Source organism: Streptomyces sp. PA03-1a (assembly GCF_033792805.1).
In the GTDB taxonomy this organism is placed as follows: domain Bacteria; phylum Actinomycetota; class Actinomycetes; order Streptomycetales; family Streptomycetaceae; genus Actinacidiphila.
Genome location: NZ_JARAVO010000080.1, coordinates 25,382 through 36,482 on the forward strand (window position 1 = coordinate 25,382; position 11,101 = coordinate 36,482).

Genomic DNA, 11,101 nt, shown 5'->3' on the forward strand with positions numbered 1-11,101 from the left:
CCCCTCATGCACCTCGACCACGACCACACCGTCTTCCCGCAACGGCACACCTGGGCCACCCCCACCGCCCGCCCCGACGGCAGCCGCCGCGCCCTGCGCATCGGCCTCGGCGGCCCGGTCGGCTCGGGCAAGACCGCCACCGTCGCCGCGCTGTGCCGCGCGCTGCGCGAGGAGTTGTCCATCGCCGTCGTGACCAACGACATCTACACCCGCGAGGACGCCGACTTCCTCCTGCGCAAAGCCGTCCTGCCGCCCGAGCGGATCGCCGCGGTGGAGACCGGTGCGTGCCCGCACACCGCGATCCGCGACGACATCTCGGCCAACCTCGAGGCCGTCGAGGACCTGGAGGACAGCGTCGGGCCGCTCGACCTCGTCCTCGTGGAGTCCGGTGGCGACAACCTCACCGCCACCTTCTCCAAGGGCCTGGTCGACGCCCAGGTCTTCGTGATCGACGTGGCCGGCGGCGACGACATCCCGCGCAAGGGCGGCCCCGGGGTCACCACCGCGGACCTGCTGGTCGTCAACAAGACCGACCTCGCCCCGTACGTCGGCTCGGACCTCGGCCGCATGGCGCGCGACGCGAAGCGGCAGCGCGGCGACCTGCCGGTGGTCTTCACCTCCCTCGTCGCCGAGAACGGCGTCGCCCCCGTCGCCGAGTGGATCCGTACGCGGCTGACGGCCTGGGCGGCGGTCCCCGCGTGAGCGGCGTCCACGCCACCGCCCGGATCACCGCCGTCCCGGACGGCCGCGGCGGCACCGCACTGCCCGAACTCACCGGGGAGGGGCCGCTCGCGCTGCGCCGTACGCGGTCCGCCGACGCACGGGCGGCCCGGGTGACGGTCGTCGGCGCCATGAGCGCGCCGCTGGGCGGCGACCGGCTGGCCGTGCACGTCACCGCCCGGCCCGGCGCCGTGCTCCACGTGGACGCGGCGGCGGCCACCGTGTCGCTGCCCGGACGGGGCGGGGAGCAGGCGCGGTACGACGTACGGCTCACCGTCGGCGAGGACGCCGTGCTGCACTGGCTGCCGGAGCCGCTGATCGCCGCGGAGGGCAGCGACCTGCTCATGACCACGACGGCCGAACTCGCCCCGGGCGCCCGCCTCGTGCTGCGCGAGGAGCAGATCCTCGGCCGGGCGGGGGAGCGGCCGGGCGGGCTCACCACCCGCCTCACGGTACGGGTCGGGGGCCGTCCGCTGCTGGACCAGCAGCTCTCCTTCGGGCCGGGCGCGGCGGGCTGGTCAGGGCCCGCCGTCCTGCACACGCACCGGGCGGCGGGCCAACTGCTGGTCGTGGACCCCGCGTTCACGGACAAGCCGGTGGAGGCACGGGTGCCGGTGCGGGACGCAGAACAGGGCGAGGCCGTGCTGACCCCGCTCGCCGGTCCCGCCGCGCTGCTGACCGCGCTCGCGCCGGACGGGCTGTGCCTGCGCCGCATCCTGTCGGCTAGCGTGGCCCCGTGACGTCGATAGACACCGAGAACCCGGGCCGTTACGGCCCCAGTGCGACCACCGAGGCCCAGCCGGAGCAGGTCGGCCCCGTCCGCACCGAGTACGCACCCGCCCACGACGGCGACCCCGACCCGGGCGAGATCGTCTGGACGTGGGTGCCCTACGAGGAGAACGACGGCCGCGGCAAGGACCGTCCGGTCCTCGTCGTCGCGCGCGAGCGGACCGACACGCTGCTCGCCGTGCAGCTGTCCAGCAAGGAGCACAACGACGACCGGGAGTGGGTCGCCATCGGCTCCGGCCCGTGGGACAAGTCCGGCCGCCCGTCCTGGGTGAACGTCGACCGCGTGCTGCGCGTCCACCCCGACGGCATGCGCCGCGAGGCCTGCGCGCTGGACCGGGGCCGCTTCAACATCGTCGTGAACCGGCTCAAGGAGCTGTACCGCTGGCGCTGACGCGCACGCGGACCGGCCCCGGGGGCGGCTACCGTCCCCGGGGCCGGGGCCTTCACGGCGTCACGGCTTCACGTCGGCGACGACCGCGTACTGCGTCGACTCGTGCTCCACGATGCACTCGCGCAGCCCGACCCGCCGCGCCTTGAAGTCCTCGCTCGCCAGGTAGGCGAGGTACTGGTCGAGCGACCGCCACTCGCTGGTCACGATCCAGCTGTCCGGGTCCGCGTGGGACCGGCACAGCTGCGAGCTGATGAAGCCGTCTGCCGAGACGATGCCTTGGTGCACGAGGTCGTATGCCGCCGCATACTGATCCCCCTTGCCCTCGTGCAGGCGAATCCGCAGAACGACGCGTGTCTTCGGTGTGCTGTCCATGGGACCTCGATCCTTGGGGGCGCGAGGACCGTGCGCACGCCGCAGCCGCGCTCAGGACGGTGGCGTGGGGCCCGGGCGGGCCGTTCGATCGCACGGGGCGGCGCGGGAGTCGCGTGGCAGGGGCCGTCGAGCGCGGGTCCCGGGACGGTCGCCCGGGGGACCGCCTCGTCCACCCCGGGGGATGGGGCGCCCAGATACCGCCGTCCCTCGACTGTGCGGCCGTCACCTGGGCGGGGCAAAAGGCACTGGGCCGAACGGGTGAGCCCCGTCGGCCGCTGCGGGCCGGGCGCCCTGGTCAGCAGGCCGGTCAGCACAGCCGCCCGGCCCGCGCCGCCGCGGTGCAGCACCTCCGTACGGTGGACCAGCCGCGGTGCGGTGAGCGGCACCACGGCGACGCCGGGCGCCCCCCCCGCGGCCGCGGAGCACGGCAGCAGCGCCGGACCGAGCCCCGACCTGACGAGTCACCGTCCAGACCTCGGGCCCCTCGTGCCGCACGCCCGCCCGGAAGCCGTCCCGGCCGCGGCCGGATGCAGCAGCGCCGGTGGCAGCGCGGCGGCCGGCGCGTCGACCCACAGGGCGTCCGTGAGGTCCGGCCAGCCGCACTCCCCGCCGGCGGGGCCGGCGGGCCGGCGGATGATCCTCCGCCAGGACCACCGTCAGGTCCTCCTCGGAGCAGCGCACCGCGTGCAGCGGGCCGGCCTCGGCAGCCGCAGCGGATCGCCGGACGCCGCCGCGCCGTCGACCAGCCCGACGTCGAGCCCTCCTGCCGCCACCCCGGTGACGACCTCCGCGCGGTCCAGCTCCCGCAGCGTCACCCGGGCGCGCGGGCGCAGTTCCCGCAGCCGTGCCAGGGCCCTCGCCGTCCGGGCGCCGGCCGCCAGGGGCGAGGCCCCGGCCACGACCCCGACGGCGAACCCCGGGTCGCCGAACTCCCGGGCCACCCCTTCCACCTGGCGGCCCTCGTCCAGCCGGAGCCGGCCGGCGACGGTCCGGTGACCCGCGCACGCCGCCAACCGGAGCTCCCGCCTTATGCGTTGGTAAAGAAACACTCATAAGATCTTCTCCCCGGGGCCTCCGGGACGAAAGGATCCCCCTGCAGTTGCGTTCAGGCCGCCACGAGCGGCACCAACAGCAGGGGGAGTTCATGGTGAGACGCACGGCCGTGCTCGGGCTGACCGCGGCCCTGATAGCCGGCACCGTCGCCACGGCGGCACCGCAGACCGCGGTCGCCCGCAGCGCGCCGAAGGCCCACGGACACAGCGGCGCCGCCGAGGCCCGCGGCGTCCGGATCGCCGCCGCGCACGCGGCGAAGAAGGGCATCGACTGGGCCGCGTGCCCGGCAGACTGGGGCATCGCGAACCCCGTCCAGTGCGGCTGGGTGACCGTTCCGGTCGACTACGCCAAGCCCTTCGGCAAGACGATCAAGATCGCCGTGGACCGCATCGGCAACACCGGCACCGCCGCCGAGCGCCAGGGCGCCCTCATCTACAACCCGGGCGGGCCTGGTGGCTCCGGAATGCGGTTCCCGCTCCGCGTGACGACCAAGAACCCGATCTGGGCGGCGACCGCCAAGGCCTACGACTTCGTCGGCTTCGACCCGCGCGGTGTCGGCCACTCGGCGCCCATCTCCTGCGCCGACCCGCAGGAGTTCGTGAAGGCCCCCAAGGCCGACCCGGTTCCCGACAGCGAGGCCGACAAGCGGGCGCAGCGCAAGCTGGCCGCCGAGTACGCGGAAGGCTGCAAGGAGCGCACCGGTGCCGCGATGCTGTCGCAGATGACGACGGCCAACACCGCCCGCGACCTCGACGTCGTCCGCGCCGCCCTCGGCGAGCGCAAGCTCAACTATCTCGGTGTCTCCTACGGCACCTACCTCGGCGCCGTCTACGCCACGCTCTTCCCGTCGCACGTGCGCCGCATGGTCGTCGACAGCGTCGTCAACCCGTCCCGCGACCAGATCTGGTACCGGAACAACCTCGACCAGGACGTCGCCTTCGAGGGCCGCTGGAACGACTGGAAGGCCTGGGTCGCCAGTTACGACTCCGTCTACCACATCGGCAACACCCCGGCGAAGGTCCAGGCGAAGTGGGAGCAGTTGCGGGCCGCCGCCAAGGCGCACCCCATCGGCGGGGTCGTGGGCCCGGCCGAACTGCTCGGCCTCTTCCAGAGCGCGCCGTACTACGACTCGTCGTGGGCGGCCGTGGCCGGGATCTGGAGCGCCTACCTCGCGGGTGACACCCAGGCGCTGGTCGACGCCGCGGCGCCCGACCTGTCGGACACCGCGGGCAACATCTCCTCGGAGAACGGCAACGCGGTCTACACGGCGGTGGAGTGCACCGACGCCAAGTGGCCCCGTGACTGGCGCACCTGGGACCGCGACAACACCCGTCTGCACGCCAAGTACCCGTTCCTGACCTGGTCCAACGCGTGGATGAACCTGCCGTGCGCCACCTGGGGCGTCCCGCAGCAGAACCCCGTGGAAGTGCGGACCGGCCACGGCCTGCCGCGCGTCATGATCGTCCAGAGCACCCGTGACGCGGCGACCCCGTACACCGGCGCCGTGGAGCTGCACAAGCGGCTCAAGGGCTCGCTCATGATCACCGAGAAGGGCGCCGGTTCGCACGGCGTCACCGGCCTGGTCAACCCCTGCATCAACGACCGGGTCACCGGCTACTTCGTGACGGGCAGGCTCGACCGGTCCGACGTGACGTGCGCCCCGCACGCCACGCCGGTGCCGCCCACGAGCTGACCCTCCGCGGTACACAGGCGGACGGCCCCGCGGCGCCCACAGGGGCGCGGCGGGGCCGTCCGGCGTTCCGGGCCCGTCCGGCTATCCGAGCCGTACCCCGGTCGTGCCCGTGCCCTCGTTGCCGTCGCCGGTGTTGACCGTGCCGCGCGGCTCGAACATCAGGATGCGGGTGCCCTCCTCGGCGCGCGGGCGGTGCGGGACACCGCGGGGCACGGTGAACACCTCGTGCGGGCCGAGGGTCACCGTACGGTCCGGCAGCTCCAGGTGCAGACGGCCGGCGAGGACGAGGAAGAACTCGTCGGTGTCCGCGTGCGCGTGCTCGGTGAAGTCGCCCTCGACGTTGGCCACCTTCACGTCGTAGTCGTTGACCTCGGCGAGGACGTGCGGCATCCACTTCTGGTCCACGGCGTCCATCACGGTGTCGATGTTGCGTTTGTCGCTCATGGGACTCCTCTACCCGGGGAAGGCGGCGGCGAAGGCCGCTCGGGTGGGCGAGTCCGCGCGCCGGTCCAGTACGGCGAAGACGACCCGGCCGAAGCGGTCCGCGAACCGGCCGCCCGGCCAGAGGTGCTCGCGGAAGGCGGCCGCGACCGCGGCCGGGTCGTTGCGGAACACCCCGCAGCCCCAGGCGCCCAGCACCAGGCAGGGGTAGCCGTGCGCCGCGGCGACCTCGAGCACCCTGCCCGCCCGCGCCGTCAGGGCGGCCGGCACCCGGTCCGTGGCGCCGGGGTCCTGGCGGGCGATCACCCCCGCGTTCGGCGCGGCGGAGGTGAGGAAGCCGGCCTCGAAGGGCTCGTCCAGCAGGACGCCGTGCTCGTCGCGGAAGACCGGGACGGCGGGGGAGTGGATCACCCGGTCGCTGTAGAAGGGGCTGCGGTCGGCCCGGTGCCAGTCGTAGAACTGCCTCGCCGTGAGCAGCGTCGTGTACAGCGCCGACGCGCGGCACACCGCCTCCTCCTGGGCCTGCGCCCCGTTGAGGTAGCCGCCGCCGGGGTTGCGCGCCGAGGCGAAGTTCAGCACGGCGACCGGGACCCCCGGTGCCTGCCGCACCAGGCGGCGCGCGGCCTGCAGGCTGTCCTCGCCGGTCACCTCGAAGGCCGTGGGCCCGGTGCGTTCCGTGCGGGGGCCGGGATCGACGGGCCCGGGGCCGTACATCCGCGTCCCCCGCACGGCCCGCGCGACGGCCTCCCCGATCGCCACCTCCACGCCGCGTGCCGTGCGGTACCGGCCGGTCGCGACGAGGCCTTCCGTCTCCTTGGCGAGGGCCCGCAGCCGCGCACTCATGTCCGGTCCTTTCCCACGCCCCGAGGCTAGTGGGGCTCTCAGGGCGCGGCGAGCGGTTTTCCGGAGGCCAGCCAGCGGTCCTCGGCCGCGTAGTCGAACAGGTCGCCGAACCGGTCGTACGTCGACGCCAGGACGGGGAAGGCCTCCCGCCAGTCCCGCCCGCCGAGCCGCTCGACCAGCCAGGCCACGTTCTCCGGCAGCGACTGCACGTAGCCGGTCACGGCGCGGTAGCCCAGCTCGCGCTCCGCGGCCGACATGTCGAGCACGAAGGGGTGGGCCGTGGTCCACGGGGTGTCGCCGACGTTCTTCGCCGGGGGAGGGCCGTCCACGGTGTACGTCTCCGTCTCGTGGCCCAGCACCGCGCCGACGGCGTCCGCGATCTCCGCCACCGTCGGGGCGTACGGGTCACCGGCGTTGAGCACACGGGAGCCCGGGCGGCGGGCGGCCAGCCGCACCAGTTCGGCGAGGTTCGCGGCGTGCACCGGGTGGAAGCGACTCTCCCCGCCGTACGCGAGCACCCGGAACGGCCGCCGGTCCACGGCCCGCTTGACGAAGTACAGCTCCCTGGGCCGCAGGCTGTGCGGGCCGTGGACGGCCCCGGCGCGCAGCAGCGTGACGGGCAACCGTCCCTCAGCCGCGAGGAGGTCGCGCTCCAGCGCCACCTTGCGCGGCGAGTAGCCGCCCTCGCCCGGGGCCAGCACCGGCTGTGCCTCCGTGACGGGCACCGGGAAGACGGGCGCGCCGCCGGGCTCCCCGTCGGTGTCCAGGCTGCGGCCGCGGCCGTCCTCGTAGACGGAGCAACTGGACACGACGACCGCGGAGCCGATCCGGTCCGCCAGGTCCGTCAGCTGCCGCGCGTGCTCCGGACCGTAGGCGACGCAGTCCAGCAGCACGTCGCAGCCCTCGCCGAGCGCCGACGCCAGGGCCGCCGTGTCCTCGCGGTCCACGGCCACCGGCCGTACCCCGTCGGGCCAGTCCACGTCACCGCCGCCCCCGCGGGAGGCGGCCCGCACCTCCCAGCCGTCCTCGGCGAGGGCGCGTACCGACGCCCGGCCGATCTGTCCCGTCGCCCCGATCACGAACGCAGTCCTCGTCATGACGGCGACGCTAGGCGGCCGGTGACGGCGGGGCCAGGCCCGTTCGCCGTGCGCGGATCCGCCCAGGGCGCAACCGCCCAGGGCGCAACCGCCCAGGGTGCGACCGGTCAGGCGCTGCGGCGCAGCCGGGAGCCGATGCCGGACTGGCCCTGCTGCTCCGCCTTGACCTCGGAGGCGTACCGGTCGACGTACTCCTGGCCGGACAGGCCGAGGATGGCGTACATGATCTCGTCCGTGGCCGAGCGCACCACGAAGCGCTCGTTGTCCATCCCCTCGAAGCGGGAGAACTCCAGCGGCGCGCCGAAGCGGATCGTCACCGGCTTGATGCGCGGCAGCCGCCGGCCGGCGGGCTGGATCTCGTACGTGCCGATCATCGCGCACGGGACCACCGGGACCCCGGCGCGGATGGCCATGGTGGCCACGCCGACCTTGCCCTTGTAGAGGCGTCCGTCGTGGGAGCGGGTGCCCTCGGGGTAGATGCCGAGGAGCTCGCCCTTGGCGAGCACCTTCAGCCCCTCGCGGACCGCCGACTCGCCCGCCTTCCCGCCGGAGCGGTCGACCGGGATCTGCCCGATGCTGTGGAAGAACGCCGCGGTCAGCCGTCCCTTGATGCCGGTTCCGGTGAAGTACTCGGCCTTCGCCAGGAAGGTGATCCGGCGCGGCAGGATCGCGGGCATCAGGAAGTGGTCGGAGAACGACAGGTGGTTGCCCGCGACGATCGCCGCGCCCTCCTCCGGGATGTTCTCCATGCCCTCGATCCTCGGGCGGAACAGCACCCGCAGCAGCGGGCCGAGGACCACGTACTTGAGCACGTAGTAGAACACGGACTGACTCCCAACTGGCGCCGATCGGCTCCGGGGCGGCGTTCTGCCAGGTCACAACGCGGTTCGAGGATGGTCAGTCTAGGCGCGGCGGGTGCCGTGCGTCACCGGGCCCGCACGCGTGCGCCGAGCGATTGGTATGGACATGACCAATCGTCACCTCTAGGCTCGCGACGACGTCAGTTTTGAGAGCGCTCTCACGACCTCCCCTGCACCACTTCCTCCCACACCAGTTAGGGGAACTGCCATGAGACGCAGGATCAGCGCGCGTGCCGCCCTGTCCGTGCTGCTCGTCCTGGCGGGACTGGGCGCGACCTCCACCGCGCTCACTCCCGCCGCCGCCTCTCCCGCCACGGGGAGCGCACCCGCTTCCGCCGCCGGCACGCCGTCCGCCGGGCTCGTCCGGGCCCTCGCCGGAGACCTGGGCCTGAGCGAGGCGCAGGCGCGCGAACGCCTGCGCGACGAGGCCGCCGCCACCCGTCTGGAGCCCGCCGCCCGGCGTGCCGCGGGCGCGGACTACGGCGGGTCCTGGTTCGACGCGCGCACGGGCGCCCTCGTCGTCGCCGTGACCGGCGAACGCAAGGCCGCGGCCGTCCGTGGGACCGGGGCGGCCGTACGGGTCGTCGAGCACTCCGCGGGCGAACTCGACGCGGCGAAGGCGGTCCTGGACCGCCGGGCCAGGGCGGGGGCCGCTCCGGCGGCCGTGACCGGCTGGCGCGTCGACCCGCGGGCCAACCGCGTCGTCGTCGACGTCCGCGCGGGCGCGCGGGACACCGCGGCGGTGCGCGCCTTCGTCGCCTCCGCCCGCCGGGCCGCACCCGGCGCCGTCGTCACCTCGGTACGCCGGGCCGCGCAGGCACCGGCGACGCTCTCCGCGGGGACGGTCGGCGGGGACCCGTACTACAGCCACAACATCCGCTGCTCCATCGGTTTCTCGGTGTACGGCGGCTTCGTCACCGCCGGGCACTGCGCCCAGCCCGGCGCCGCCGTGTACGGCTGGGACGGCTCCTACGTCGGCGCCTTCCAGGGCGGCACGTTCCCCGGCAACGACTACGGCTGGGTCAACGTCGGCAGCGGCTGGTGGACGGTTCCGGTGGTGCTGGGCTGGGGCACCGTCCCCGACGCCCTGGTGCGCGGCTCCGCCGAGGCGCCGGTGGGGGCGTCGGTCTGCCGGTCCGGGTCGACCACGCACTGGCACTGCGGCACCCTCCTGGCGAAGAACGAGACCGTGAACTACAGCCAGGGCAGCGTGTACGGCCTGACGAAGACGAACGTGTGCGCGGAACCGGGCGACTCCGGCGGCTCGTTCATCAGCGGCGACCAGGCCCAGGGCGTCACCTCCGGAGGCTGGGGCAACTGCTCCTCCGGAGGCGAGACCTGGTTCCAGCCCGTCAACCCGATCCTGGCCCGTTACGGCCTGACCCTGCACACCGCCTGAGGCAGGTGCTCTTTCAGTGTCCCGTCGCGCCCTCGCGGGCGCGGCGGGGCATCAGGAAGGCGGCCGCCAGGGCCGCGACGAACGCGGCCGCGGCCATGAGCGCCGTCCACTGGGTCGCGGGCACCGTGCCCCCGTCGGCCGCGTACGAGAAGAACGCCGTGCCGAGCACCGCGACACCGACCGAACCGCCCAGCTGCTGCACGGCGTTGAGGACACCCGAGGCCGAGCCGGTCTCGCGCTCCTCGACGTCGGCGAGGGCGATGTCGAAGAACGGCGCCATGACCAGGCCCATCGCGAAGCCGTTCAGCAGGAGGGCGGGCAGCAGCTGCCAGGTGGTGGCCCCCTGGCCCGCCAGGTGCACGGTGAGCGCCAGCGCGGCGACGGCCACCGCCGACAGCGCGAAGCCGGCCTGGATGGTGCGCCGGCCGTACTTCGGGCCGAGGACGGCACCGGAGAGGACCGCGCCGACGACCGTGCCGGCGGACCAGGGGATCATCGACGCCCCGGCGTGCAGGGCGCTGTAGCCGAGCCCGACCTGCAGGTGCAGGGTGAGCACGAGCATCAGCCCGCTGATCGCCGCGAAGAAGGCCACGCCCACCACGAGCGCGGCGGAGAAGCCGCGGTGGCGGAAGAGCCCCGGCTCGACGAGCGGGGAACCGCCCCGCGCCACCAGCCGCCGCTGGTACCAGGCGAAGAGGCCGAGCACCGGGACCGCGCCCGCCATCGACAGGTACGTCCACAGCGGCCAGCCCAGGTCGCGGCCCTGGACCAGGGGGTACACCAGCATGAGCACCCCGAGGCTGACCAGCGCCGACCCCGGCAGGTCCAGCCGCGGCGCGTGCGGCGAGCGGCCCTCGGGCAGGATGCGCAGCGCGACGGCGAAGGCGACGGCGCCGAGCGGGACGTTGATCAGGAACACCGAGCGCCAGCCGGAGCCGAACAGGTCGGCGTCGGTGAGGAAACCGCCGAGCACCGGCCCGGCGACCGCGGCGAGCCCCATGACCGGCCCGAAAGCGCCGAAGGCCGCCCCCTGCTCCTTCGGCGGGAACATCTGGCGCAGGATGCCGAGCCCCTGCGGCACCATCATGGCGGCGAACAGCCCCTGCGCGGCCCGCCCGCCGATCAGCATCCCCGCGGAGCCCGCGGCCGCGCACAGCGCGGAGCACACCGTGAACCCGGCGAGCCCGACGAGGAACATCCGGCGGCGGCCCACGATGTCGCCGAGCCGCGCCCCCGTGATCATCAGCACGGAGAAGGCCAGCGTGTAGGCGGCGGTGATCCACTGGATCTGCGTGGAGCTGCCGCCGAAGTCGGCGCGGATCGAGGGCGAGGCGACGCCGACGATCGTGGCGTCGAGCAGATCCATGATCTCGACGGCGAGGATCACGGCCAGCCCGAGCTTGCGCAGGGGGTGGCCGGCGGCCGGGGGCGCCGGCAACCCCC

General features: G+C 74.3%; 12 protein-coding genes. 5 read left to right on the forward strand and 7 right to left on the reverse strand.

Features of this window, described 5'->3' with window-relative positions; genetic code table 11:
* The first annotated feature begins 6 nt into the window (after positions 1 to 6).
* Genes ureG through PV341_RS19610 form a run of 3 tightly spaced genes read left to right on the forward strand, consistent with a single transcriptional unit; the run spans position 7 to position 1,900 of the window.
* Positions 7 to 702 carry an urease accessory protein UreG gene (gene ureG / locus PV341_RS19600; RefSeq protein WP_500326860.1) on the forward strand — a complete coding sequence of 232 codons (696 nt, stop codon included), beginning with the start codon at positions 7 to 9 and terminating at the stop codon, positions 700 to 702.
* Positions 699 to 1,460 (forward strand): urease accessory protein UreD, encoded by a 762-nt coding sequence (locus PV341_RS19605; protein ID WP_500358553.1) that lies wholly within the window; start codon positions 699 to 701, stop codon positions 1,458 to 1,460. The genes ureG and PV341_RS19605 overlap by 4 nt, the downstream gene beginning before the upstream one ends.
* Positions 1,457 to 1,900, forward strand: coding sequence for a type II toxin-antitoxin system PemK/MazF family toxin (locus PV341_RS19610; protein ID WP_499510350.1), 444 nt, complete (start codon positions 1,457 to 1,459; stop codon positions 1,898 to 1,900). The genes PV341_RS19605 and PV341_RS19610 overlap by 4 nt, the downstream gene beginning before the upstream one ends.
* 60 nt (positions 1,901 to 1,960) lie before the next feature.
* Here the strand turns inward: PV341_RS19610 and PV341_RS19615 are convergent, their stop codons facing one another.
* Both PV341_RS19615 and PV341_RS19620 read right to left on the reverse strand, forming a co-directional pair.
* Positions 1,961 to 2,272: an antibiotic biosynthesis monooxygenase family protein gene (locus tag PV341_RS19615; RefSeq protein WP_499510349.1), complete on the reverse strand. Its 312-nt coding sequence runs from the start codon at positions 2,270 to 2,272 to the stop codon at positions 1,961 to 1,963.
* A 656-nt stretch (positions 2,273 to 2,928) separates the two neighbouring features.
* A complete protein-coding gene (locus tag PV341_RS19620) occupies positions 2,929 to 3,285 on the reverse strand; it encodes a LysR substrate-binding domain-containing protein (RefSeq protein ID WP_500358554.1) in 357 nt (118 codons plus the stop codon).
* Between the two features lie 131 nt (positions 3,286 to 3,416).
* Here PV341_RS19620 and PV341_RS19625 point away from each other — a divergent pair, with 131 nt between their 5' ends.
* Entirely contained in the window at positions 3,417 to 5,018 is a 1,602-nt protein-coding gene (locus PV341_RS19625) for an alpha/beta hydrolase (protein ID WP_500326866.1), read from the forward strand.
* 81 nt (positions 5,019 to 5,099) lie between these two features.
* On the opposite strand, the gene PV341_RS19630 is transcribed toward PV341_RS19625, so the two are convergent.
* The 4 genes from PV341_RS19630 to PV341_RS19645 all read right to left on the reverse strand — a co-directional run bounded on the left by PV341_RS19630 (position 5,100) and on the right by PV341_RS19645 (position 8,223).
* The gene (locus PV341_RS19630) at positions 5,100 to 5,462 is read right to left on the reverse strand and encodes a cupin domain-containing protein (protein ID WP_500326867.1); all 363 of its coding nucleotides are present in this window, start codon (positions 5,460 to 5,462) and stop codon (positions 5,100 to 5,102) included.
* Between the two features lie 9 nt (positions 5,463 to 5,471).
* A complete protein-coding gene (locus tag PV341_RS19635; protein WP_500326869.1) occupies positions 5,472 to 6,302 on the reverse strand; it encodes a TIGR02452 family protein in 831 nt (276 codons plus the stop codon).
* Positions 6,303 to 6,340: 38 nt separating this feature from the next.
* Positions 6,341 to 7,399 carry an NAD-dependent epimerase/dehydratase family protein gene (locus PV341_RS19640; protein WP_500326871.1) on the reverse strand — a complete coding sequence of 353 codons (1,059 nt, stop codon included), beginning with the start codon at positions 7,397 to 7,399 and terminating at the stop codon, positions 6,341 to 6,343.
* A gap of 107 nt (positions 7,400 to 7,506) precedes the next feature.
* Positions 7,507 to 8,223, reverse strand: a complete 717-nt coding sequence (locus PV341_RS19645) for a lysophospholipid acyltransferase family protein (protein ID WP_499510343.1) — start codon at positions 8,221 to 8,223, stop codon at positions 7,507 to 7,509.
* 244 nt (positions 8,224 to 8,467) lie between these two features.
* Here PV341_RS19645 and PV341_RS19650 point away from each other — a divergent pair, with 244 nt between their 5' ends.
* Positions 8,468 to 9,658 carry a S1 family peptidase gene (locus PV341_RS19650; protein WP_500358556.1) on the forward strand — a complete coding sequence of 397 codons (1,191 nt, stop codon included), beginning with the start codon at positions 8,468 to 8,470 and terminating at the stop codon, positions 9,656 to 9,658.
* Positions 9,659 to 9,671: 13 nt separating this feature from the next.
* Here PV341_RS19650 and PV341_RS19655 read toward each other — a convergent pair.
* A partial coding sequence (locus PV341_RS19655; protein ID WP_500358558.1) for an MFS transporter occupies positions 9,672 to 11,101 on the reverse strand: 1,430 nt, incomplete at its 5' end.